The sequence below is a fragment of the Aquirufa sp. genome (assembly GCF_044377215.1).
Lineage (GTDB): Bacteria > Bacteroidota > Bacteroidia > Cytophagales > Spirosomataceae > Aquirufa.
Genome location: NZ_JBILJM010000020.1, coordinates 18,669 through 43,779, shown reverse-complemented (window position 1 = coordinate 43,779; position 25,111 = coordinate 18,669). Strand labels below are relative to the sequence as shown.

Here is a 25,111-nt window from a genome sequence, read left to right as displayed (position 1 = left end):
CAGGAAGAACCGCTGCTTCTACGGGAAATTTAACAATTGATGGCATTGTCTCTGGATGGGGTGCTTTGGAAAAAACAGGGACAGGGAGTCTACGTCTCAACGCCGCCAATACGTATTCGGGTTCAACGAAAATAACCGCGGGTAATCTGAGATTAGGTGTCGCGAATGCGATTAAAATCACCAATTCGTTAAGTTTAAACGGAGGAGAATTGCAGACGAATGGGTTTGATCAAACGCTTGCCAACGTAAGTGTGAGTGCAAATTCATCCATTTTATTGGGATCCACCACATCGCATGCGCTTCGGGTAGGGGCTTTGGGCAGTTTTAATTTTAAAATGCTACAAATTTATGGTTGGGAAGGCAATTTTTCTGCCGGGACAAGTGGAACAGCAGGTCAGTTCTTTATCGGCTCAAGCGCGACACTTACGCAAGATAAAAAAGATCAAATTCGCTTCTTTACGGCAGCATTAGCCAAACATGCGCCTATTCATTTAGCGAGTGGAGAAGTAGTTCCTACAGGTGCAGCAAATGCTACGACAGGAAGGGCCAATGTGCGTATTTCGAATGAACCTACGTCGAATGGGGTTTGGACCTTAGCAGGAAATGTAAATACATTTAATCCAAGCGATGAAAATGCCAATATCAATGCCGGGGATTTGAATTTGTTGGCTGGAAAATTTACGAATTTCAGGTGGGTGGTTATCAATTCGAGTTTGGCGAGTGCATCCCAAGCCGGGATTATTGTGGTAGATGAACCGATTGCCCCAGTTTACACAGGTGTGGCATCTCGCTATTTGACATTTAATGCGGGAGCTGATTTTCAACTCAATCAGCCCATGAGCCTATTTTCTACACAACCTGCCACAGTAGGCGGAATTGAATTACGCTTAAATAGTGTCGGTGATGTTCATTTTAATGCAAATTTTACGACTTCGGCGGCTGATCTGTCTTATGGAGGAACTCCATTTCCTAGTGCAAACATGGAAATTACGGCTGGCGGTTCATTTAATCTAGCTTCAGGTAAATCCATCCGTACGAAGGGGGTCAATAATAGCTTTTTTGGTTACCGAGGCGGTAACGCAGGTGCTATTTCAATTACAGCGCTAGGAGGTCTAAGTATTGGTGGGGATCTATTAGCAAATGGAGGATCCTCGGTTACAGGAAGTAACTTTATGGGAACCTCGTTGAATGTTCAATTGAGAACAAATGCGACCAGCCTAACGGTGGGGGGCGATAATGATGGCCAACTCGGTAAGATTAGTGGGGCTAACCTAACTTTATATGGCTCAGGTATTTACCAATTCAAGGGGGCCAATGATTATACCGGATCGACGGTGGTAGCAGAGACAAGTTCCTTGCGCTTAGGGGCAGCGAATGTCATCCCTGATTTAAGTTCCGTTACCCTTTCTAGTTCGTCTAATGTATTGGAATTAGGTGATTTTTCGGAGACCATTGGAAATTTAACGGGCTCAGGAATTGTCCGTAGTGTAGGGCTGTCTAATTCCGTGTTAATTACTGGAAAGGAAGCTACCATGGCCACATTTAATGGAGTTATTCAAGATGGAACAGGTACGGTTCATATCACCAAAGAGGGAACAGGAACTTGGAATTTAACCAAAGCCAATTCCTTCTCTGGTTTAATGACTGTTACGGCTGGTAAAGTCAACATGACCAATGCTTTGGGTTTGGGTACTGATGCTCAAGGGACTGTGGTGGCATCAGGTGCGGCCTTGGAAGTTCAAGGTAGCATGACGGTGGCAAATGAATCTTTGACTATTTCAGGAACGGGTATTTCTTCAGCTGGAGCTTTACGTTTAGTGAGTGGCGACGTATCTTGGGCAGGTCCTATAAGTACCGCGGCCGCAAGTCGGATGTTCATTGTTTCGGGTTCATGGAATCAGACTGGGGATGTAACGCTGAATCAAACCCTGACAACTGTCGTGCAAGGGACTAGTTTGAAATTTGGCGGGATTTTGTCGGGGACCGGTGGACTAACAAAAACCGATGCTGGTTCCATGGAATTAAGTGGAGCCAATACCTTTAGTGGTGCGGTATCTTTCTTAGCTGGAAATTTAACGATCAAACATGCCACCGCATTGGGGTCGAATGCAGCTGGAACAACGGTGAATTCAGGGGCGAGTTTGATCCTCGATGGAGGCTTAGCCATTGATGGAGAATCACTGACGCTAAGCGGGGCAAGTTCCACGGGCAATGGTGCCTTGCGCAGTATCAATGGGTTAAATTCTTGGTCTGGTAATATAACCCTTGGAGGGACTTTGGTCTATTTCAATGCCGAATCGGGTTTGGAGATTTCTGGAAATATTCTGAATAATGCGACGAGTTTAACAGTTGGCCGAACAACTGGAACGGGCACGGCCAATATACTCCTAAGCGGCAATATTTCCGGTACGGGCGCATTGGAAAAAACGGGAACGAATGAATTAACGTTACAAGGGCTGAATACCTATTTGGGTTATACCAAAGTGAATGGCGGGTCACTGAAACTAGGTGCCGCAAATGTGATTCCCGATAATATTTTCACCATGAATGGGGGTGAGTTAAATACAAATGGATTTAATGAAACCTTAGGGACTTTCAATATTACGGCTAATTCGAGTATCCGACTTGGACCTTCAACGCCACATATTTTGCGTGCGAATACCTTAGGTACCTTCTATTTTAGAATGCTCAATATTCTCGGATGGGAAGGGGTATTTAATGGAGGAACTCCAGGTACAGCTGGTCAAGTTTTTATTCAAAATTCAAATTTCTTAGTTCGTGATAAATTGGATCAGATTCGCTTCATCGATGAGTCGAATGGAAATGCCAAATATGCCCCTTTACAATTGTCGGATGGTGAAATTATACCAACAGGAGCGGCCAATGTGGTATCCGGCCAGGTAAATATTCGCGTTTCGAATGAGCCAACATCCAATGGGGCATGGGCACTTGCTGGGTCCACGAACACATTTTCAGCGAACGATGACAATGCGAATATTAATTTCTTGGAGTTACAAACGAATTTGGGAACGTCCAATGTAGTACTTAACACCGCTTTTGCGAATGGGGGGCAAGCTGGAGCGATTTTATTTGATGAGGCCTTCACCGTGACGAACAATAATACGACTGTTCGATCATTTACGGTGACGGCTGCTCGCGATATACATGTTAATCAAAATATGTCGATAGGGTCAACTTCTCCTACCTCAAGTCGTGCGCCGAGTGTTAGTTTCACGGCTGGTCAAAACATTCGAATCAATGCCGCATTAAGTGTGAGCCCTGTTGCTACCAATGTTGCCTCGAACAGTATTTTGGCCAGTCCAGCCATCACCCTGGTGGCGGGTGCCGGGATTTACGTGGCGACGACCGGTTCTATTTCCACGGCTGGAGGAGCGAATACAAGTACAAATGCTGCCGGTTTTGGAGGGGCTGCTGGCATATTAAATTTACAGGCCGCGGGATTGTCCGTCGCTGGAAATTTAGTGGCAGCTGGCGGCTTGTCATCCTATAGTATATCGAATAGGGGTGCTGGAGGTAACGTGACCATACAAAATACGATGACTGCTACCGTGGATAACGAAGGCCAAACCAGTGGTGTCATCACGGGAGCTTCCCTCATTAAAAATGGGCTTGGGACCTTGCAGTTAAAAGGGGAAAATGCGTATACAGGTGCCACCATGTTAAATACAGGTATGATTATTTTAGGGGCTTCAGAATCCATACCGAATACGAGTGCCATGGTGATAGCATCCGGAACAACCTTCGATTTGGCTGGGTGGAGTGAGACGCTCGCGGGTTTGAGTGGTGCGGGTACGATTCGTAGCTCCTTGTTGGGTCCGTCCTTGTTGACGTTTGGGTCGAATAATGTCAATACAACTTTTAGTGGTTTGATCGAAGATGGTGCTGGAATTTTATCCCTAACAAAAATGGGAACGGGAACTTTTGAGCCAACATTCGCCAATACCTATTCGGGTGCCACCACCGTTGGCGGCGGAACCTGGATTGCTTCCCAAGTCAATGCCTTTGGTTCGAATGCCGGTGGGGTATCCGTTCTTTCGGGAGCTGTCGCTCAATTAAAAGGTCCGTTGAATTTTGGAACTGAAAACTTCACGGTCGCAGGTACGGGCATTTCCGCGAATGGTGCCTTGCAAATTCAAACGGGGATTGTGACGATTGGGGGTAGGGTGACGACTGGTACTGTCGCTTCGACGATTAAAGTGGAATCAACTGGATTGAATTTGAATGGAGAAATTAGTGTGCCAACGGTGACATTGACTTATCTGGGAACCGGTACTTCGCAATTGAATATTGCGGGCAATGTGAATGCGGCGGTGGGCCAACTTGTTAATGGGATATCAGAGGCTACTATTTCAGGAATTATTAGTGGAGCGGGTACATTAACCAAACGAGGCCTAGGAAATATCACGCTTTCGAATGAAAATACATTTACCGGAGCTGTTTCGGTGGAAGTGGGTACGATGACGATTACAAACAACCAGGCACTTGGCTTAGGTTCAGGTGCGACCACCGTTGCTGCGCTAGCTAAATTGATTTTACCCGGTGGCATTACGGTGGCGAGTGAGGTATTGAATCTGACGGGTTCAGCATCGGGTGTCGCGAGTTTGGTGTCACAAGCTGGAGCAAATGCATGGAATGGAACTGTTAATTTGAGTGGAACAACGAATACCATACTTCCGGAATCTGATTTGGTGATTGGTGGAAATGTGGTGAATTCGGGTACTATTTTGAATGTAGGATTGCCAACGAGCGCAACGATCTTGCGTTTTAATGGAATTATTTCGGGAGCAGGGGCATTTGATAAAACAGGATTGAGTACGGTGGAATTTGGTGCACAAAATACCTATTTGGGGTATACCAAAGTGGGCGCTGGAATTTTACGTTTAGCCGCCAATGAATCCATTGCTAACACGGGTGTGATGTTTTTGGATGGTGGGGAATTTCAGACAAACGGCTATCAAGAAACTATTGGGACTTTACACGTAACGAATCATTCACTGATTACCTTAGGTTCGGGGGTTCATGCCTTAACCTTCAACGCGATGGGGGATTTTAACTTCAGAAAATTACGAATTAACGGCTGGGTAGGGCCGTATGGTTCCGGAACAAGCGGGACAGATGGGCAGATTTTCTGGGGGAATTCACCCTTCTTAATTCGGGAGAAATTGGACCAAATTCGATTCTATAATGCAGCTGGCCCAAGTACCCATTATACAACACAATTAGCAACAGGGGAATTAGTTCCCATGGCAGATGTTACGAATGTGACTGGCCATAGTAATATTCGAATTTCGGATGAAGTGCGATCGAACGGAGCTTTTGTATTAGCATCCGGTATCTATACGTTCACACCTTCGGATGACAATGCGCTTATTAATGCCACAGAGTTAAGAGGTTTATTGGCCACAAATTCGGTGGTGATCAATACGGCAAGCCCAACGGGTACGCAATTTGGATCAGTTTTATTTGATGTGAATATGCCTGCTTTGGGAAATCCTTTGGCAACGTATACACAAACGGTCAATGCTGGGGCGAATATTTGGATTAATAAAAATTTAACATATGGTCCTGCAGGGGCGATGAGTAGGGGAACTAATCTGATTTTCCAAGCGGCGAAGGATATCAGTGTAATAGGGACTTTGTCGACCAATACGAATTCGTCATCATCGGGATCTACGATTCCTGCGGCGGGAGATATTAGTTTAGAAGCTTTAGGAAATTTGCGGATTTCGAGTGCCATATCAGCCGTTGGGGGGAGTAATTCGGCGAGTTATGTTGCTGGAAATGGAGGGGCAATTTTATTAAAAGGCTCGGGCGGTATAACGATGCTGGCTAATGTATCCAATAATGGAGGAACGTCCGTAGGTGGGAATGGTATTTCAGGTTCTGTCATCGTTCAAACGGAAAATACAACGCCAACCACCGGTGGTGGGGTGAACGATGGGCAGTCGGCCGGAATATTCAATGGACTGAATCTGACCAAAGAAGGAGCTGGGGTGTTCGTTATAAAAGGCACGAATACCTATACGGGAAACACCACGGTGAATGCGGGTACTTTGCGATTAGGCGCATCCGAGTCCGTGACGAACACGAGTATTTTGACGGTGAATGCTTCGGGTACTTTTGAAATGAAGGATTTTAGCGAGACGGTTCATAACATCGCAGGTTCGGGGATCATCCGTAATGGTGGTGTGGCAACGAGTTTATTGACGGTGGGAGCGAATAATTTGGCTAGTAGTTTTAGTGGATTGTTGGAAAATGGTTCGGGGGTTTTGGCCTTGACCAAAAATGGAGTGGGAATTTTAACCTTGTCAAATTCGAATACCTATTCGGGGGCGACTTTGTTGAATGCGGGAGGTATTTTGGCAACGAATAATAATGCGTTAGGGGATGTTTTTGGGGCCACAACCGTTGCGTCGGGTGCAGTGCTACAAGTCGCAGGTGGGGTTCAGATATCAGAAAACATAACACTATCGGGTGTTGGATTAGGTTCGTTAGGGTCATTAATCAGTAGGAGTGGGGATAATAGTTGGCTTGGTTCCATTACGACGAGTTCCACACCGACATCCATTCGGGTGGACGCTGGGAATTTTACGATGCAGGGCACCCTGACGATGGGGGGGAATGTGACGCTAGGTGGAGCCGGAACAAGTTTGACACATTCAGGTAATCTTGTTTCTGTGGGTACGTTGACTTGGGATGGGGCGATTGCGCATACCTATGCGGGACGAATTTCAGGAACGGCAAATGTGGCGAAAAGTGGTGCGGGAAATGTAATCTTGAGTGGCGATAATACCTTTACGGGTACGATGACGGTTTCAGCGGGAGCGCTGGTGCTCCAACATAACAATGCGTTGGGTGCTGTTTCAGGTTCTACCACAGTGAATTCGGGTATGAGTTTGATTTTGGATGGGGGTATTACGATACCGACTGAAGCCCTTTCCTTAAGTGGGGCAACGGCGACAGGGGTTGGGGCTTTGCGTTCCATTAATGGGTCGAATACGTATCTAGGATTAATTACAATTGGAGGTTCATCCGTGTACATCAATGCGGAAAGTGATTTGAGTTTGTCGGCCGTTTCCAATCCAGTTATTTTGACATTGGGTTCTTCTACGGGCGTGGGTAATATACTTGTTTCCGGGGTGATTTCTGGAGTAGGCTCTCTGGAGAAAACTGGTTTAAATCGCCTCACATTGAATGCAGCAAACAGTTATTCAGGCCTAACACGTTTGTCGGCAGGAAAGATCCAATTAGGGATTGCCCAGGCTCTTCCGCTTGCCAGTGCTTTCTATTTCAATGGAGGAACTTTGGCGACAAATAACTATTCCAATACGCTTGGAATGCTGTATTTAACCGCCAATTCCGTGTTGGATCTAGGAACAACAAGTTCACATTATTTGACCTTTTCAGGTGTCAGCCAACTGTTCGATTTCAAGCGATTGCGTATCCTAGGCTGGCAGGGTGATTATTCAAATCAAACTTCTGGTACGGTAGGTCGGGTGAGATTCACGTCATCTGTCAGTACCTACGTGCTTGACCAAATCTTGTTTGAGAGTCCGATACCTACGAATCATTATGCGCATATGTTGACGGATGGAACGTTTGAGATCGTGCCGGGTGATAACATGGTGATCAATCCAACAAGTTATAGCAATGTGATTGTGAGTACGGCAACACCGAGTAATGGTGTGTGGAGTGCATTGGTTGGAGGTGTTCACACGTTTACTCCCAATACGGATAATGCGATATTAAATGTGGTCGAGGTTCAGACTAAATTGGCTACTGGTGATGTGTCTGTTTTGACATCGAATGGGTCGGGAACGCAGTCGGGTGCGATCATTGTAACCGGGGCCTTATCGGCATCCAATGCATCGGCTTCCGCACGAAAACTGACTTTAACTGCACGTGGGACCGTAAATGTATTTGCAGGTATGACCTTAGGTTCTACGACTGCTGCGCTTGCCTATCCGGGTATAGAGGCCTATTTTGTGTCATTGACGGGGGATGTTACCGTATCTGCGGCTGGTTCAATCAATACATCTTCCGGGAATTTAACGTCGAACATTTCCGCTTCGCGGGCTGGAAGTGCTGGAAATATCACCTTAAAAGCAGTGGGAGGCATTATGTTAAACGGAGCCTTGACGGCAACGGGAGGGAATAATGCGTCGACCTTTACGAATTCGGGTGGGGGAAATGGAGGAAATATAACTTTGATTGGGCCTTTAGGGATTACGGCGAATGCCAATATCACCTCGCAGGCGGGAACAAATTTATTAAATGCTTTTCCGGGAATTTTGACGGTTGAAACGGATGCTTTGCCGGAATCGAGTGGGCAGAATTTGGGACAGACGTCAACAAGTATTGTGAAAGCAGGCGGGTTTGTTAAGAACGGTTCAGGGACATTCCTGCTGCGAAATTACAGTTATGGAGGATTTGCTACAGAAGGCGTAGCAAACCAAACACCATTAGTTTCCATTAATGCAGGTACGTTGAAGTTAATGACCGCAACCAGTATTTGGGATTTTGCGGATGTATCGGTGGCATCGGGTGCTGTTTGGGATATGGGTGGATTTAGTGAGACGGTGGGTTCGATTGCGGGTGCGGGAACGATTCGGAATGGGGGTACATTGACATTGAGCTATACTAATCCGAGTTTGACGACTGCTTTTGCGGGTTCTATTGAAGGAGGTATAGCACTTGTGAAAAATGGTTTGACAGGTATTTTGGAATTGAGTACTGCGAACACCTATACGGGCTTGACGACGATTTCGCAGGGTATCATTCGCTTGAAGCATGCGAATGGATTAGGGGCTAGTTCGTTAGGGACGGTGGTTTCGGATGGTGCGAGTTTGCAGTTGGACGGTGGTATTTCGGTGTCGGCGGAACCTTTAACGTTGAATGGAACGGGAGTTGGAGCTCTCGGTGCTCTTCGGAATATTTCGGGTACGAATATGTTTGCTGGGCCGATTACCTTGGGTACGCTGGCGGTGCGGATGAATTCGGATGCTGGGGTGCTGGGGATTTCTGGAACGGTTGCTAATTCGATTGGATTGACTTTTGGTGGTGTGTCGAATCATGAAGTTTTGGGTGCAATTTCAGGTACTTCTACTTTGTCGAAAGATGGGACAGGTTCTTTGTTGCTACGTGGGAATAACAGTTATTCGGGTTTAACGACCGTATCTGCGGGTAAGGTTTTTGTGGAATCTGCGAATGCACTTGGTTCTACGGCGGTGGGTACATCGGTTACATCAGGAGCGAGTTTGCAATTGCGTGGTGGGGTGACAATGGCTGCAGAACCTTTAACAATTAATGGTTCGATGGTTGCTGGCGATGGGGCATTGGCGAGTGTATCTGGACTTAATACGTGGACAGGTCCTGTGACTTTGGGTTCCGCTGCTGTGGTTTCTGCGGATGTCGATGAGTTGCGGATATCGGGTGGAGTTTCAACGGCAGGGTTTTTGTTGAAGGTTGGGAAAGTGGCTGCTCTGGGTCATGTAAAAATGGCGGGCATTATTTCCGGTTTGGGTATGTTGGAAAAATGGGGTGATGGGATCCTTACATTGAGTGGAGCAAATAACTATGCTGGATATACGAAAGTTAGTTCGGGAATATTGGCATTAGGGGCGAATGAAGTTATTCCAAATGCAAGTGCATTTTATTTCAATGGCGGATTATTACGAACCGAAGGTTTTACAGAAACAGCTGGATTGATTCATCTGAATGAAGATTCAAGGTTGGTTTTTGGGTCAGGTGTGCATCGAATGACCTTTATTGGTCCAGGAACATTTACTCCTGGCAAGATTTTACAAGTGAATGGTTGGGAGGGTGATTTTAGTATTCCTGCGGGTGGCCAACGGCCCAATGTGGAGGATACAGGAATGTTACAAACAAGTTCGTCGCGCTATGTGACATTAAATGGGGTTTTACGTTCTGCGGGTGGGATTAATCAATACGGTCAGATCAACTTTACCGGTTTCCCGGGGACTGCTGGAAAGTTAATAGTTAACCTGCGGCTAAGTCTAGCGTTATTAGCTCAATTTAAATTTGTAAATGATGCAGATGGGACATTGCATGAGTCGGTCCAACTAGGCAGTAATGAAATTGTGCCAGATTATGCGCAGTAGGTGGGGGTAGACGCTGCCGGGGTCGCAGACCCCGGCAGCGTCACTTCCCGTAACGATTTCGTGGATGGGTAAATTGTGTGCGAGGTGTAGAATATCAGTCTACAAGTGCCTTTTTTACGTAAAAAAGGATGCCTCAGTTTATCAAGTAATTGGTTTTTTTAGCGGGAGTCAGGTTTGAAAAGTGGCTATTTGGGCGATTGGTAGGGGAATTGCCAACTAATCAATATTCGAAATTAGGTAGATACTAAAGTTTGTTTTAGCGCGTTAGTGGAGTGACGCTGCCGGGGTCGTAGACCCCGGCAGCGTCTACCGGCCGCGTAAAAAGTGAACAATGACTTCTAGGCCCTTCTCGAAATGACCGTTATTGGGAATCACAATATCACACGATCGTTTATGCGGTCGAATATACTGCTCATACGTAGGCTTAACGTGGTATTTCCAGCGGTACATCACATCTTGTAAATCATACCCACGCTCCTCATTATCACGTTTGATCCGACGCTCAAGTTTAATCTTATCCTTGGCATCTATAAAAATTTTCAAATCTAATAGCCGAGCCACATCCGGAAAATGAAACACAAATATTCCCTCCACAACTAATATTTTGCGGGGATAAAAATGTAACATGTTGGGAACTTTTGTTGAATTATTGAAGGTGTATTCCGCACGTGAAACTACCTCTCCAGCACGTAATTTTTCAACATCGGCCGCAAATGCTTCGTCATCGATCGCCCCCGGTAAATCGAAATTCTCGATTCCATTGTGATCTTTTGTCTGATGTTCAATTGGACGATAGTAATTGTCCTGCGATAATAAACATATTTCATCAGATGGGAATTGCTCCATCAGGCGCTTTAAAAATAGTGTTTTTCCCGAAGCACTCCCTCCGGTAATTCCAATAATATAAGGTTTATTAATGCTGCTCATGAAGCTACAAATTTGCGAAAACCATCGCTAGGAATCAAGCCTCATCGGCCGAATTTTATGTAGTCGGCCTCTTCATCTTTAGACCCTTCATACACAACATGCAAGTCATGCGAAGCAAATAGGCCGACGATTTCCGAACGTGTAAACAAACGTTTTCCGCATCCTTCATGCACTCCCCCAGTCATAATTTCTTCCACAATCACGCAGCCATCTGTCTTTAAAACACGGTCTATTTCAGCTAAAACAGCCTCCAAGTTATCTAGTTCATGTAATGAATTTAATAGCCAAATTTGATCAGCAGTCTCATCAGAGAGCGGAATTTGGGCTGCATCTGCAAGGAATATAGATGCAGGGGTCGTCGCTTTTTTTCCGTATTGTTCTTCAAAATAGGCGATGGCCTCATCCAAATCTGGCCAATTTAAGACGTCTTTATTGCTATCTAATAGAAGTAACTCCCCCGCCTCTTGCTCCATGGTTTGCTTGATTTCCCACCACGCGGCCCCACAACCTAGCGATAAAATGCAATCGGTGGGGGACCAGTTGCCAACTTCATATAAAGTTTTCTTCATGTAGCAAATTATCAAAATGGTTTATCTTTGGCAAAAAAAGAATCGGATGGCTATTTTTATTGCACCCACAGCGAGCGTCATGGGACGCGTGATCATCGGAAAAGACGTGTCCATTTGGTACGGTGCGGTCATCCGCGGAGATGTTGAGGAAATACATTTAGGCGATGGCTGCAACATTCAAGATAATGCCGTTCTACATGCAGATGAAGGCGATAAAACCATCATTGGCGCCCGCGTAACCGTTGGCCATTCCGCCATTGTTCATGGGGCTGAAATCGGCGAAGGATCTTTAGTTGGCATGCACGCCACCGTATTGAATCGTGCCAAAGTTGGCAAATACTGCCTCATCGGCGCTCACGCTTTAGTTACGGCTGGAATGGAAATTCCGGATTATTCTTTGGTCCTAGGTTCGCCTGCGAAGGTTGTTAAAACCTTAAATGAGACGCAAATCGAATCATTAAAACACGGTGCTGACCACTACATTAAGATGGGTGCCAAACATGCTGCAGGCGAATTCCCATTAATCAAATCATGATCGAATTAATCCTCATCCGACATGCCCATGCGGGACCTTATACAAGTCCCGACGAAGCTCGGAAACTTTCCAGTCAAGGAATTGAAGAAGCCAATGAGTTAGCGCAAAAGATTAATAACGCAGCTATGCCCCAAGGGATTTGGTTAGTTTCGGACGCCGTTCGTACGCGTGAAACGTTCGAGGTACTCTCGGATGAAAAAGGGGTGTTTTCGGACTTTTGGTATCATGCGACAGGTCCTCAGTATGTCCAGGAGTTAGTTAAACAAGAAAGTCCTGTCATTTACTTGGTCGCACATAATCCTTCAATTTCCTATGTCGCCTCCTATTTTTTAGGCGAAACTCGAAACATGGAAACCGCAAATTGTGTTCATTTACAGTGGCCAAATTTACACGCCTGGGCGGAAGTCACCCAAGATAGTGCCACATTAAAATTTGACGCTTAACTGAAACAGATGAAAAACCAAAAAATATTCCGCTGGGTTATTATTTTATTTACCCTTTTGATGATTGGTTTGGCCATCGATATGGCTAGGAATACCACGGCACCGTGGAACAAAAAGAAAGTCATCAGTCGCTAGTCGTTAGTCCGGAGTCGTCAGTCCGAAGGAAAAATAACGTCTAACGTCCAACTTCTAGAGTCTATATGACTGATTGAATGTGCTTCAAATGATGCACGCAGTGCCACGCATAAATTCCTAGCACTCGGTCGAGTCGATAGGTAATCCCACGCTCCGGGTGAAAATAAGTGCGCGACCAGTCCGACTCACCCATCGTTTCCATTAAGTAAACCCAGCGCAAATGAATGTATTTGATGCCTTCAATCGACCAGGCGATTGGAGCTTCATTGCCATCCGGCATCTCCGCCCACGTGTTTTCGTCGTATGGTTTGATCGTTGGGTTGTCCTCCGTCAACGCCATTTTGAAACGAATGTAACTATTAATGTGACTGTCGTATAGATGATGGATCACTTTGCGGGCCGACCACCCACCTTCCCGGTAAGGTTTTGCCAACAAGGTTTCATCTACTCCGTCCAATAAAGTTGCCAGTTGGCCTGGTAAATCCGCAATGGTTTGAATCCATTCCTGACGTAAAGCCGGAGTGATGATTTCAGGAGCAGCAAATTTGCCGATCGGATATTGCAACGGATTTAATTCCATATTAATGCGTATAAAAAGCAGTGATTTCAGCACCTGCCTGACGCGTATGCGCAATCAGTGGATGAACGCCTGCATGAATACTTTCAAAAAATTCTTTGCCACTTTCTTTGGCTAATTGCGCCACATGAACAGGATATTCAACCGTCCCTTCTTCCATTTCTACGGGCATCACCACTTGATACGCCACATTTCCTTGTGCTGCTAATGATGCGGCTTGGGCACGTGCCGATTCAAAACTTCCCTCCAAATCCTCCGTATCAATCACAATCGTCACAGGAGTCTGCAAAGCTTTTTCAGCTAAAACCTTCTTGATTTCAGCATCTAAACCCTCCAATAATTTCCGGAATGTATGGTAATTTTTTCCGGTACGTAAACGCTCCCGAATGGATTGACGAATGAAATATGTGATGGAATCCGTGACCGTTAGTCCAATCTCCGCCATTTGTTTGAAGATCAATGAAGAAGGCGACATCCCCGGAATCGTATTGGGATCATGTAATACAATTACACCATCCGCACGTAAAAAACCATCAATGCGCGTACAAACACCAAATCCCAAATCATCAAACGCCTGCTTCACTTGCTCCTGAATGAGTTGCAAATGACTCAACGAAGCATCCATTGGGATGCGCTTACGCGTAAGTTTTGATTTGTATTTCGCATTGAAATCAAATACCTCAACCGATTCGTCGATGACAATTTCGGTAGGGGGAAGGGCAACCGCCTCACCGCGTGGCGTCTGAATTACCCCACAACTAAATTCATTTCCATTCACAAAGGCCTCCAATAAGACCGCATCTTCCGAATGAATCGAATGGATGCTGGCTTTCGTTACCGTATGCGTAAAATATTCGCGTAAATCTGTTAATAATGCTGACGGATGGGTATAGATTTGGTGATTAAACCGAACAGGAAATCCAATTCCCTCATCCAAATTCACCATTTTTTGTAGCAAAGCGACTTGGTCATCCTCCGAATAAGTCAACCAATCCGTCCGTTGAATCTCTTGTATAAATAGACATTTTTTGATCGCTTGATCAAAATCATCTAATGAATCTTGCTTCACAAATGCCAAACCAATCGATGATCCTTGATGCGGCGCTTTCGCCACAAAAGGAATACCAATGGCTTTTTTGACTTGTTCAAACAACGTTTCCCGACCATAAGCTTCATAGTCGGCCCGCTGCAACACAAAATATTTTTTATCTAAACCGACACTCTTTTCCAACCAAAGATTTTGTTTGGCTTTATCGATTCCAATCGCCGAACCAAGTACGCTAGGACCAGAATAGGGTATATTATACCATTCTAGTAAACCTTGAATGCTTCCATCTTCTGCGCCTGGTCCATGCATGGCGATAAATGCAAAATCAAAATGAGCTGAAAATTCAGCCGGGCTAATCTGCGTGCCAATCGACGCAATCATGGCATCATAGTCAGTCAAATCAGTCAATGATTCTGTGTAAACTGAAAAAGGGGCAGTTTGGAATGCAACAGGAGGGAAGAAATTCCGAATCGATTCCTGATAAATTAACTCCTCCTTAATTAATATGAAATTCCCTAAACCGTCCACAAACACCGGTATAGGCGTAAATAATGCTTTATTGATGTGCGCCATCGCCGTCTTTCCACCCGCGAAACTTATTTCGCGTTCACGTGCTTGGCCCCCAAAAAATATTCCAATCCGCATCATAAGTCTTTAATTTCTTCTACTGAAACGATTTCAGGGACTTCGCGTTTAATGGCTTCTTCAATCCCGGCACGAAAGGTCATGGCCGACATATTACATGATTGGCAATTTCCTACCAGGGCAAGTTTCAATATATTATCCGTAGAAATTTCGACGATTTCTACATTCCCGCCATCGGCAATTAAATAGGGGCGAATGCTGTCTAATGCTACTTGAACCCGCGTGTATAAAGGATGATTTTCCATGTTTTTATTGTGCGTTAGTAATCGCAATTTGTTGGGCCAAACTTGCTGCAATAGACGTAAATGCTTCCGCACTTGGACTATTATCTGCGGCAATCGGTTTTCCAGAATCACCTGCTTCACGAATCGCTTGTACCAAAGGCACTTCACCTAAAAAAGGTACATTGTATTTCGCTGCAAGCGCTTTTCCTCCGTCTTGGCCAAACAAGTAATACTTATTTTGCGGCAATTCAGCCGGTGTGAAATAAGCCATATTTTCTACCAATCCCAAAATTGGCACATTAATTCCTGCCTGCTTAAAAAATTGTAATCCTTTTGTCGCATCTGATAAAGCAACTTTCTGTGGCGTCGTTACGATAACCGCACCCGTCACCTTGATAAGTTGGACCAATGTCAAATGTATATCCGAAGTTCCCGGAGGTAAATCGATTAATAGATAATCCAATTCTTCCCAATTTGTATCACCAAAGAATTGCCGCAAAGCCTGTGTCATCATCGGCCCACGCCAAGGTACTGGACTGTCAGAAGGTGCTAAAAAACCCATTGAAATGAGTTTAATGCCATATTGGTTGATCGGTTGAATGCGATTTTTCCCATTTACTTCTTGCACTAGGGGCTGCATATCCTCCGCACCAAACATGACTGGAATTGATGGACCTGAGATATCGGCATCTAAAATACCTACTTTGGCACCTGCCTTTTTCAAGGCCATGGCTAAATTGGCTGTTACGGTCGATTTACCCACCCCACCTTTTCCAGAAGCAATCGCAATCACATTCTTAACTCCTGGAATCAAGGGATCTTGTTGCTGGAGTGTCGTCACTTCAGCAGTCATATTGATAACCACTTTTAAATCTGGATGGACCAAATTATGAATGGCATCCTCACAATCTTTGCGAATTTTCTCTTTTAAAGGACAGGCTGGTGTGGTTAATACAACGGTGAATCGAACTTCACCGACGCCCAATTCCACATCTTTAATCATATTCAAGGTCACCAAATCCTTTTTCAAATCTGGTTCTTGTACCGTGCTCAAGGCACCAATGATAATCTCTTTCGTAACACTCAATTCGCCCATATAACTTGCTTTCCTTTGAAACGCCAAATATACGTCATTCTATCAAGATAAGGCCAATAGTTGCTGGTCTATTTTCGCGTAAAGCTTGGACTTATCCAGACCTGATTGATCCATTTCAATTTCATTTCTGAGTCGTCTTAAAATTTCACAATGTTGTGGATATTGCAAAAGATGCGGCCGATGTTGGATGGTAGCAATCATTTCTTGCCACCTTTTCGCTATTTCCATGAGGGCATCTTCAAAGTGTGTTTGTTTGAAGCGCTTGTAGATATATTCAATTGCTTGGTCCGTAGGATGAATCATATCCGTTTGATAAAACCGATAATCACGTAATTCATCTAGCATAATTTCATAGGCAGGAAAGTACATCACCTGGTCCGGGAACTTGGTCGCCAATAAATCCGCCGCTAATCGAAGCGTTGCTTTTGAAACTGCATTTTCCGGCATCCCATCACGTGTATGTCGGACGGGCGATACGCTGATAATAATTTTGAGATGTGGATTTTTTAGGATGAAATTTTTGTAAGCCAAACAGATTTCATCCACGGTACTTTGCTTTTTGATGAATCGAGTAGATGCCTGTTTATGGCAGTTGGCAATCGCCCTACCCAGCACTTGATCTTCGTAATAAAAGGCAGTACCCCATGTGATAATTAGGTATTGACTGGATGCTAAAAACGCTATGGTCTTTGCTTTGATTTCGGTCAATTTTGTAATAAACTCCTCCGGATTTTCACCCATGAATTGCGAATGGAAATCGGGATGGACATATAAATGACCTTGTTTATACAAATCCGACTGTTGCAGGGTTTGTGGACTCAAGCCCCTTAAAATATTCAAGGGATGAAACAGTGTACCCAATGCTTGATTTGATACTTCTAATGGTAAATCAGCTAATCGCTGTCCCATATTTTCAGCAAAACAAGATCCGATACATAGAATGCGGCTGTTCGCTCGAATCAAATAAGGCGAACGTGGGATGGAGAATGTAGTGGTTAGATTGATCATAGTATTTGGTAGAGACGCGACGCTTCGCGTTTTTGTTTGAAACGAAATTCTGTGACTTATGTAGAGACGCGATACTTCGCGTCTGTTTTTTATTGTTGTAGAGACGCGATACTTCGCGTCTGTTTAGTTTAAGACGCGAGGTATCGCGTCTCTACATGATTTGAATCGCGTCTATTGTTTCCATGCATGGGCCAACTTTGGCAATCCTGAAAGGTTTGCCAAAGAAATAAACGCGAGGCATCTCGTCTCTACAAACCTTTGGCCCACCGATTCATCTTGTTTTCCATCACATCCAATGGCATATTGCCATCTTTCAGGATTTCGTCATGGAAATTAGAAAGCTTGAATTTGGGACCTACTTCTTTACTCAGACGTTCGCGAATCTCACGAATTTTCAAAGCACCAATCTTATAAGATAACGCTTGTGCGGGAATCGCCATGTAGCGTTCGATTTCCGCAACGGCTCCCTCTTCAGAAATAGGTTCATTCGACATCATGTAAGCAATGGCTTCTTCGCGGGTCATATTTTTCGAGTGCATTCCTGCATCCACGACTAGACGAATCGCCCGGTGCATTTCGTCACCCAAAGCGCCCATGTATTGGTATGGATCTGTGTATAATCCCAATTCTTTTCCTAAACTTTCCGTGTAAAGCGCCCAACCCTCTGCATAGGCTGAATTTCCACCAAAGCGACGGAACTTAGGCAATTGGCCGTTTTCTTGCTGGAGACTAATTTGGTAATGATGCCCAGGAATGGCTTCATGTAAAAATAAACTTTCCATGCCCGATGTCGTATTGAATTTGGTCGCATCCAAAATAGGCACATAGAAAATGCCGGGTCTTTTACCATCTTCAGATCCTTGGAAATATTCCGCAGAAGCCGATGCCGCACGGAAGGCTTCGGTTTGACGAACTTCAAATGGGGTTTTGGGTACCCGACCAAACATCGTTTTCAACGATGGTTCCATCTTCTTGTGAATCGTATGAAAAGCGGCCAAAACCTCTGCTGGCGTTTTGTATGGATAAAAGCTAGGATCCGTTTTCATGTGGGTAAAGAATTCAGCTAGTGTCCCATTGAAGCCAACCGCTTGCTTTGTTTTCTCCATTTCGGTCCGAATGCGCTTCACTTCAGATAAACCTGTTTGGTAAATTTCATCCGCAGGTTTATTGGTTGTCGTCAAGACTTTAATCAAGTATTGGTAATAAGCCGCTCCATTCGGAATCGCCGATATCCCGGTTGTTGGCCGCGACTTAGGCAAGTATTCCGTTTGTATAAATTGGGCAAGTCTACCGTACGCTGGGATGATTTCAGATTGAATAATCTGCGTGTATTCTTTGGTGAATTTCGCTTTATCTGCCTCTGTGAAATCCTTTGGGAAATTATTCAAAGGACCGTAAAACGTGCTTTTTTTAACGTCCACTACCTGAAACGATTGCAATTGGGGAATTATCTTTTCGACCAAAGCCTTTGGCAAAACGATATTCGCAGCGATTCCTCTTTTGAAATATACGATGCTTGAATCCATATACGCCGCACCGATGTGCATCCGTTTTTCCCAATTTTCATAATCCTTTTTTGTGGCAAATGGTTGCAACACAGACCCGCTGCCTAGTTGGGCAAACGTTAAATGGAAACCGTAAAATTGGTTCAGCGGCATTAAGTTATCCGGATAGGTCAAGCCTTCTAATCCTAGTTCGATGTCACGTTTCAGGATGTCATAGGTAATCTGATCATTGTCGTCCAATTTGTCCCGATTGATTGCGCTTAAACTCGTTTGTGTTTTTTCTAAAAGGGCTTTGATTTTTGCTCGATGCGCATCGGTGAAGTCGATGTTCATTTGATCATTGTACCGATTATCTCCATTCGCTGTCGCAGAAATGGGATTTAGTTTTAATTGTTCCTCGTAATAGGAGTCGACAAGTGTACTTAGTTCTTTTTTGGCATCACCCGATTTGCAGGATACAAAGGCCAAAAGACACAAGAGGTAAGTGAGTTTTTTCATTTTTTTGATTTAGAATTTCGAATATAAAAAGAAAGATGAATATCATCTACATGGCCATTCTAATTGTCCCTTTTCTCCAAATTAGTTTTCCATCAAAAATTTTATATTTGTAGCTTGCAAGCACATACTACCTAAGCATTTTTAAATTTATGTCACATAAAGGGGCCGAACGCGAACGACTGAGTCTACGCAATGATAATAAAGGTTGGAAAAAGTGGGGACCTTATTTGACGGAACGTCAATGGGGCACGGTTCGTGAAGATTATTCGGCCAATGGAAATGCCTGGGAAACTATTTCCCATGATGTCGCCCGTTCAAAAGCCTATCGCTGGGGCGAAGAGGGAATCGGGGGAATTTCAGATAATAAACAGCATGTTTGTTTCGCCTTTTCCTTTTGGAATCACCGCGATCACATTTTAAAAGAGCGCTTTTTTGGCCTAACAGGAAACGAATCAAATCACGGGGAGGATGTCAAAGAATTATATTATTATCAAGATTCCACACCTACGCACTCCTATCAAAAAATGCTGTATAAGTATCCGCAGCAAACCTATCCCTATCAAAAACTGATAGACGAAAGTAAAAAACGCACGCGTTTAGAGCCAGAGTACGAGTTGATGGATACCGGAATCTTTGCCAACAATGAGTTTTTTGATATTTCCATGGAATATGCGAAAGGCGATGAACAAGATATATTGATTCAAATAACGGTAGTCAATCGGTCCAAAGTAGCTGCGCCAATTACCGTTTTACCTACGATTTGGTATCGAAATACCTGGTGCTGGGGCTATGAAAAGTATAACTATAAACCAATGCTGACTGGTGTTGGACATTCTTTTATCGAAGTGGATCACCGCGTTGTGGGTCGATTTAAATTATATGCGGAGGATCCCGATGAGTTTTTATTTTGTGATAATGAGACCAATTTTGAGCGTTTACACGGCTCCCCCAATTTGTCCCATTTCACCAAAGATGGCATTAATGATTACATTGTCAATAAACACAAGCATGCCGTAAATCCGAATCACATTGGAACGAAGGCATCAGTTAAATATGCGGATAAGATTCCAGCTGGTGGCACAAAAGTGTATCGCCTGCGTTTGACAAATCTAACCTTGCGTGAGCCATTTGTTGATTTTGATCAAATTTTTGATCAAAGAAAGCGCGAAGCCGATGAATTTTACACGGAATTACAGCCTGGAATTCAGGATGAAAACTTAAAGAATCTACAGCGACAAGCCTATGCAGGTATGTTGTGGACCAAACAGTGGTATTATTACAATGTGTTCGAATGGATAAAAGGTGATCCTGCTATGCCTAAACCGGATGCTTCACGTAAAATTGGTCGCAATAACACGTGGCGCCATATGTATGCGGCGAATATTCTCTCCATGCCGGATAAATGGGAATACCCATGGTTTGCGGCTTGGGATTTGGCATTTCATACCTTGCCTTTGGCACGGTTGGATCCAGATTTTGCGAAGCGCCAACTAGCCGTTATTCTCCGCGAATATTACATGCACCCGAACGGACAAATTCCTGCCTATGAATGGTCATTTTCCGATGTAAATCCACCCGTGCATGCGTGGGCGACTTGGAAGGTATATGAGATTGATAAGGAAATGAATGGGGGCAAAGGGGATGTAGTCTTTTTAGAGCGGATTTTTCATAAACTATTACTCAATTTTACTTGGTGGGTGAATTTAAAAGATGAAGGAGGGGATAATATTTTTGGTGGTGGTTTCTTGGGGATGGATAATATTGGGGTATTTGACCGGTCGGCGCAATTACCTACCGGCGGTCACCTAGAACAAGCGGATGGGACGGGTTGGATGGCCATGTATAGTCTAAATATGTTGCGTATTGCGTGTGAGATTGCGATTGAAAATCCGGTTTATCAGGATATGGCATCCAAATTCTTCGAGCACTTTTTACATATTGCTGGCGCTATGCAGACAATCGGTGGGGATAAATTGAATTTGTGGGATGAGGATGATCAGTTTTATTACGACATGTTGCATAAGCAGGATGGAAGTGCGGAGTTGCTCAAAGTGCGATCGATGGTGGGATTGATTCCACTTTTTGCTGTGGAAGTTTTGACCTCGGAAATGCTCGAAAAACTACCTGCCTTTAAACGCCGTGTTGAATGGGTTTTAAACAACCGCCCTGATTTAGCTGGATTGATTTCGCGCTGGTACGAACCAGGTAAAGGGGAGACGCGTTTGTTATCTATTTTACGTGGACATCGGATGAAAATGATCATGAAACGGATGTTTGATGAGACGGAATTTTTATCTGATTTTGGGATTCGGTCGCTTTCCAAACACCATAAGGAGCATCCATATAAATTTGCTTTTGATGGGGGAACTTTGCAAGTAGATTATACGCCAGCGGAGTCTACGGGAAGTATGTTTGGTGGAAATTCCAATTGGCGCGGACCTATTTGGTTCCCAATGAATTATTTGATTTTAGATTCACTCAGTAAGTTTTCGGAATATTACGGAACAGATTATGAGGTAGAATTTCCGACTAATTCAGGCGAAATGATGAACATCAAAGATGCTGCTGAAGGGGTATCTAGGCGTTTATTGGCCATGTTCATTCCCAATGAAAAAGGAGTCATTCCAATGTACGATGGGCATGAGAAATTGCATGATGATTCCCATTTGTTCTTTGAGTACTTTGATGGGGATACCGGGAAAGGCTTAGGAGCGAATCATCAAACCGGTTGGACCGGACTAATCGCTGAAATTATTAGACAATTACATACTAAATCATGAGTACTCCAGAAGAAAGATTTGCGGCCTTAGGCCTTGTTTTGCCACCTGCACCCAAACCCTTAGGCGTTTACAAACCCGGTTTACAAGTGGGCGAATTCTACTACGTTTCAGGTCACGGACCTGTGTTGCCGGATGCTTCCTTGATTATTGGTCGGATTGGTGCCGATATGGACATTGAGGCGGGGAAGTTAGCGGCCCAACAAGTGGGATTGACGATATTAGCGACGCTAAAGGCACAATTAGGTTCATTGAATCGCATAAAACGTGTCATCAAAGTGTTAGGCATGGTCAATGCGACGGAAGACTTTTTGCGTCATCCCTATGTGATTAATGGTTGTTCGGAATTATTTGCCCAAGTGTGGGGGGAGGAAAACGGTATTGGAGTTCGTTCCGCGGTAGGTATGGGCACTTTGCCGGATAACATTCCGGTGGAGATAGAGGCAATGTTTGAGCTAGACATGTAGAGACGAGATACTTCGCGTCTTTTTTTCTTTGGCAAAGCTTACAGCACTGCCAAAGTTTGAGGCGCTTTTCTGCGCCGATTTCCCCAGACTTCAGTCTGATGTTTAATCCTAGGTGTAGGAATCGATGCTGCGCATCTCAAACTTTGGCAATCCTAAAAGGTTTGCCAAAGCGACTTCGCACCTCGCGTCTCTACTAGGCGGAAATTTCCAGCATCTTTTTCATTGCCTTATAGGCCGGGATTCGGATGGATTCTTCTAAATGAATTTCAGGTAGTTCGTAGTATAAGGCATTGTACAACTTCTCGAGCGTATTCATTTTCATGTAGGGACATTCGGAGCAAGCACACGTATTTTGCTCATTGGCCGGTGCCGGAATCAAATGCTTATGCGGTACCGCTTGCTTCATTTTGTGTAGGATTCCCGCTTCGGTTGCTACAATGAAGGTAGCGTTCGGGGAAGTTTCTACGAATTTCAATAAAGCAGTTGTCGATCCCACATAGTCCGCTTCTTTCAGGATAACCTCCTTGCATTCCGGGTGGGCGATCAACAAAGCATCTGGGTATTCCTGCTTTAAAACAGCTAATTTCTCTAAAGAAATATCAATATGCACCATGCAGGCCCCTTCCCAAAGAATTAAATCGCGGCCTGTTTTGTGGGCTACGTACCGACCTAAATTTGCATCTGGCGCAAAGATGATTTCACGATCTGCTGGAATAGACTCGACGATTTGAACCGCATTGGAAGAGGTACAAATGATATCAGTCATCGCTTTTATATCGGCAGAGCAGTTGATGTACGAAACTACAATCGCATTTGGATGTTTGGCTTTCAAAGCGGCAAATTCAGCTACGGGAACTGAATCGGCCAACGAGCATCCCGCGTTGAAATCAGGAACCACCACTTTTTTAGATGGGTTCAAGATTTTAGCTGTTTCGCCCATGAAATGAACGCCACAAAAAACAATTAAATCCGCTTCCGTTTTTTCAGCCGCTTGGGATAATCCGAGTGAATCGCCAACAAAATCAGCCAATTCTTGAATCTCCCCATCTACATAATAATGCGCCAAAATCACGGCGTTTTTTTCCTTTTTTAGGCGCTGGATTTCTGTTATTAACTCGACTCCTTTTGGGGTAGAGCGGGCAATATACCCGACGGCTTTGGCTTCGTCTACTAAATTCATTTCGCTTTCAGGCTAAGGTCTAAACTTTTCACTTGGTGCGTTAGGGCACCTACAGAGATATAATCAACTCCCGTTTCGCCATAGGCGCGGAGCGTTTGTTCATTGATTCCGCCAGATGCTTCGGTGACGAACCTGCCGTCAATTTTCCGGATCGCTGTGCGGAGGCGTTCGGGGCTGAAATTGTCCAACATGATTCGTTGGACGCCACCGATGGCCATTACTTGATCTAATTCATCCTCGTTGCGCACCTCGATTTCAATCGACAAGGGAGTAGGCATGGATGCGTTATAGGTAAATGCTTTTTCTAAAGCCGCTTTTACTCCACCCGCAAAGTCAATGTGGTTGTCTTTGATGAGGATCATGTCAAACAAACCGTATCGGTGATTCACGGCACCTCCAATTTTGCAGGCCCATTTTTCCGCTAAACGGAAGTTGGGCGTCGTCTTGCGTGTATCCAATAATTTGGCACGGGTCCCTTCTAAGATATTCACTAAAGAACGCGTGTATGTGGCGATGCCCGACATGCGTTGCATGCAATTCAATACCAAACGTTCTGCTTTTAAGATAGATTGTGAAGAACCACTGACTTCCAAAACCACTTGGCCTGGTTCGATCCAGGTGCCATCGTGGATGAAAACCTGCACAGCTAAAATGGGGTCAACTTCCTTAAAAATCGCCAAAGCTAATTCCACACCCGCCAAAACTCCAAGGTCTTTGACAAGTAATTGGGCCGAGCCTTTTGCTTCAGCAGGAACGGTCGAAAGGGAGGTGTGATCACCATCTCCAATGTCCTCTGCCAAGGCAGATTGAATGAACGATTGTAGGTAAGAAGGTTCTAAATAATTAAACATGGCGGCTTTTTCGAAACGCAAATTTACGAAAATTCCTTTCCGAATTGATTTCTAAGAAATTTATCCTATTTTTGCTCACTATCATGCAAAAGAAGGTTAATATTTTCCATTTATTGTTGTTTATGCCCGTGCTTTTTTGGCTGGTGGCGAAGCCGATATCTTTGGTAAAGGCCGACCAAGCAAAAGTAAAAACGGAGAAACAGCAGAAGACGATACAAGTTGCTGAGCAACATGTGTATCAAGTTAGCTCAAGTACGAATGTCGATTTTCCGCAGGATTTTGTCTTCCCGAGTGTGCAAATTTTCTCGGTGCAAGCCCCTCAATTAGCGTGTAAATTGCCGTCCATAATACACCGGACTCAATTTATGCGAATCTTATTAACTCAATTTATAGCCACACTGGCGCCCTGAGGTACAGTCGCTAGTCGTCAGTGACTAGTAGTCAGTTGTCAGTGACCAGTAGTCAGTTGTCAGTTGTCAGTCCG

16 protein-coding genes are annotated in these 25,111 nt (G+C 44.5%); 6 read left to right on the top strand and 10 right to left on the bottom strand.

All coding sequences use genetic code 11. The features are described 5' to 3' along the window. Positions 1–65: 65 nt before the first annotated feature. The gene (locus ACIQ6T_RS07585) at positions 66–10,142 is read left to right on the top strand and encodes an autotransporter-associated beta strand repeat-containing protein (protein ID WP_395785294.1); all 10,077 of its coding nucleotides are present in this window, start codon (positions 66–68) and stop codon (positions 10,140–10,142) included. 306 nt (positions 10,143–10,448) lie between these two features. On the opposite strand, the gene udk is transcribed toward ACIQ6T_RS07585, so the two are convergent. Together udk and ACIQ6T_RS07575 are read right to left on the bottom strand one after the other, a co-directional pair. After that, complete coding sequence (gene udk / locus ACIQ6T_RS07580) at positions 10,449–11,069, bottom strand: uridine kinase (protein ID WP_395785293.1); 621 nt, start codon at positions 11,067–11,069, stop codon at positions 10,449–10,451. Between the two features lie 41 nt (positions 11,070–11,110). Further along, positions 11,111–11,638: a class I SAM-dependent methyltransferase gene (locus ACIQ6T_RS07575; RefSeq protein ID WP_395785292.1), complete on the bottom strand. Its 528-nt coding sequence runs from the start codon at positions 11,636–11,638 to the stop codon at positions 11,111–11,113. A 46-nt stretch (positions 11,639–11,684) separates the two neighbouring features. Here ACIQ6T_RS07575 and ACIQ6T_RS07570 point away from each other — a divergent pair, with 46 nt between their 5' ends. Both ACIQ6T_RS07570 and ACIQ6T_RS07565 read left to right on the top strand, forming a co-directional pair. Then, positions 11,685–12,173, top strand: a complete 489-nt coding sequence (locus ACIQ6T_RS07570; RefSeq protein ID WP_395785291.1) for a gamma carbonic anhydrase family protein — start codon at positions 11,685–11,687, stop codon at positions 12,171–12,173. Beyond that, positions 12,170–12,616: a SixA phosphatase family protein gene (locus ACIQ6T_RS07565; protein WP_395785290.1), complete on the top strand. Its 447-nt coding sequence runs from the start codon at positions 12,170–12,172 to the stop codon at positions 12,614–12,616. The genes ACIQ6T_RS07570 and ACIQ6T_RS07565 overlap by 4 nt, the downstream gene beginning before the upstream one ends. A gap of 196 nt (positions 12,617–12,812) precedes the next feature. Here ACIQ6T_RS07565 and ACIQ6T_RS07560 read toward each other — a convergent pair whose 3' ends face one another. The 6 genes from ACIQ6T_RS07560 to ACIQ6T_RS07535 form a co-directional block, all read right to left on the bottom strand. Then, a complete protein-coding gene (locus tag ACIQ6T_RS07560; protein WP_395785289.1) occupies positions 12,813–13,331 on the bottom strand; it encodes a YfiT family bacillithiol transferase in 519 nt (172 codons plus the stop codon). A 1-nt stretch (position 13,332) separates the two neighbouring features. After that, the gene (locus ACIQ6T_RS07555) at positions 13,333–15,024 is read right to left on the bottom strand and encodes a D-alanine--D-alanine ligase (protein ID WP_395785288.1); all 1,692 of its coding nucleotides are present in this window, start codon (positions 15,022–15,024) and stop codon (positions 13,333–13,335) included. Next, a complete protein-coding gene (locus tag ACIQ6T_RS07550; RefSeq protein WP_395785287.1) occupies positions 15,021–15,266 on the bottom strand; it encodes a NifU family protein in 246 nt (81 codons plus the stop codon). Before ACIQ6T_RS07550 ends, ACIQ6T_RS07555 begins: the two co-directional genes overlap by 4 nt. 4 nt (positions 15,267–15,270) lie before the next feature. After that, on the bottom strand, positions 15,271–16,341 hold the full coding sequence (locus ACIQ6T_RS07545) for an Mrp/NBP35 family ATP-binding protein (RefSeq protein WP_395785286.1): 1,071 nt from the start codon (positions 16,339–16,341) through the stop codon (positions 15,271–15,273). A 42-nt stretch (positions 16,342–16,383) separates the two neighbouring features. Next, positions 16,384–17,349 (bottom strand): GSCFA domain-containing protein, encoded by a 966-nt coding sequence (locus ACIQ6T_RS07540; protein ID WP_395785285.1) that lies wholly within the window; start codon positions 17,347–17,349, stop codon positions 16,384–16,386. Positions 17,350–17,597: 248 nt separating this feature from the next. Continuing rightward, the gene (locus ACIQ6T_RS07535; RefSeq protein ID WP_395785284.1) at positions 17,598–19,352 is read right to left on the bottom strand and encodes a DUF885 domain-containing protein; all 1,755 of its coding nucleotides are present in this window, start codon (positions 19,350–19,352) and stop codon (positions 17,598–17,600) included. Positions 19,353–19,501: 149 nt separating this feature from the next. Between ACIQ6T_RS07535 and ACIQ6T_RS07530 the strand changes: the two genes are divergently transcribed. Continuing rightward, complete coding sequence (locus tag ACIQ6T_RS07530) at positions 19,502–22,132, top strand: MGH1-like glycoside hydrolase domain-containing protein (RefSeq protein WP_395785283.1); 2,631 nt, start codon at positions 19,502–19,504, stop codon at positions 22,130–22,132. Beyond that, positions 22,129–22,596, top strand: coding sequence for a RidA family protein (locus tag ACIQ6T_RS07525; RefSeq protein WP_395785282.1), 468 nt, complete (start codon positions 22,129–22,131; stop codon positions 22,594–22,596). Before ACIQ6T_RS07530 ends, ACIQ6T_RS07525 begins: the two co-directional genes overlap by 4 nt. 193 nt (positions 22,597–22,789) lie before the next feature. Here the strand turns inward: ACIQ6T_RS07525 and nadA are convergent, their stop codons facing one another. Continuing rightward, complete coding sequence (gene nadA / locus ACIQ6T_RS07520; protein WP_395785281.1) at positions 22,790–23,776, bottom strand: quinolinate synthase NadA; 987 nt, start codon at positions 23,774–23,776, stop codon at positions 22,790–22,792. Then, a complete protein-coding gene (nadC, locus tag ACIQ6T_RS07515; RefSeq protein WP_395785280.1) occupies positions 23,773–24,627 on the bottom strand; it encodes a carboxylating nicotinate-nucleotide diphosphorylase in 855 nt (284 codons plus the stop codon). The genes nadA and nadC overlap by 4 nt, the downstream gene beginning before the upstream one ends. An 83-nt stretch (positions 24,628–24,710) precedes the next feature. On the opposite strand from nadC, the gene ACIQ6T_RS07510 reads away from it, so the two are divergent. Further along, the gene (locus ACIQ6T_RS07510; protein ID WP_395785279.1) at positions 24,711–25,037 is read left to right on the top strand and encodes a hypothetical protein; all 327 of its coding nucleotides are present in this window, start codon (positions 24,711–24,713) and stop codon (positions 25,035–25,037) included. Positions 25,038–25,111: the final 74 nt, after the last annotated feature.

Excerpts from the sequence above, each read along its gene's own strand:
- ACIQ6T_RS07525 (WP_395785282.1), top strand. The coding sequence starts at position 22,129 with ATGAGTACTCCAGAAGAAAGATTTGCGGCCTTAGGCCTTGTTTTGCCA.
- ACIQ6T_RS07560 (WP_395785289.1), bottom strand. The coding sequence starts at position 13,331 with ATGGAATTAAATCCGTTGCAATATCCGATCGGCAAATTTGCTGCTCCT.
- ACIQ6T_RS07545 (WP_395785286.1), bottom strand. The coding sequence starts at position 16,341 with ATGGGCGAATTGAGTGTTACGAAAGAGATTATCATTGGTGCCTTGAGC.
- ACIQ6T_RS07530 (WP_395785283.1), top strand. The coding sequence starts at position 19,502 with ATGTCACATAAAGGGGCCGAACGCGAACGACTGAGTCTACGCAATGAT.
- ACIQ6T_RS07510 (WP_395785279.1), top strand. The coding sequence starts at position 24,711 with ATGCAAAAGAAGGTTAATATTTTCCATTTATTGTTGTTTATGCCCGTG.
- nadC (WP_395785280.1), bottom strand. The coding sequence starts at position 24,627 with ATGTTTAATTATTTAGAACCTTCTTACCTACAATCGTTCATTCAATCT.
- ACIQ6T_RS07535 (WP_395785284.1), bottom strand. The coding sequence starts at position 19,352 with ATGAAAAAACTCACTTACCTCTTGTGTCTTTTGGCCTTTGTATCCTGC.
- ACIQ6T_RS07565 (WP_395785290.1), top strand. The coding sequence starts at position 12,170 with ATGATCGAATTAATCCTCATCCGACATGCCCATGCGGGACCTTATACA.
- ACIQ6T_RS07570 (WP_395785291.1), top strand. The coding sequence starts at position 11,685 with ATGGCTATTTTTATTGCACCCACAGCGAGCGTCATGGGACGCGTGATC.
- nadA (WP_395785281.1), bottom strand. The coding sequence starts at position 23,776 with ATGAATTTAGTAGACGAAGCCAAAGCCGTCGGGTATATTGCCCGCTCT.
- ACIQ6T_RS07550 (WP_395785287.1), bottom strand. The coding sequence starts at position 15,266 with ATGGAAAATCATCCTTTATACACGCGGGTTCAAGTAGCATTAGACAGC.
- udk (WP_395785293.1), bottom strand. The coding sequence starts at position 11,069 with ATGAGCAGCATTAATAAACCTTATATTATTGGAATTACCGGAGGGAGT.
- ACIQ6T_RS07540 (WP_395785285.1), bottom strand. The coding sequence starts at position 17,349 with ATGATCAATCTAACCACTACATTCTCCATCCCACGTTCGCCTTATTTG.
- ACIQ6T_RS07575 (WP_395785292.1), bottom strand. The coding sequence starts at position 11,638 with ATGAAGAAAACTTTATATGAAGTTGGCAACTGGTCCCCCACCGATTGC.
- ACIQ6T_RS07555 (WP_395785288.1), bottom strand. The coding sequence starts at position 15,024 with ATGATGCGGATTGGAATATTTTTTGGGGGCCAAGCACGTGAACGCGAA.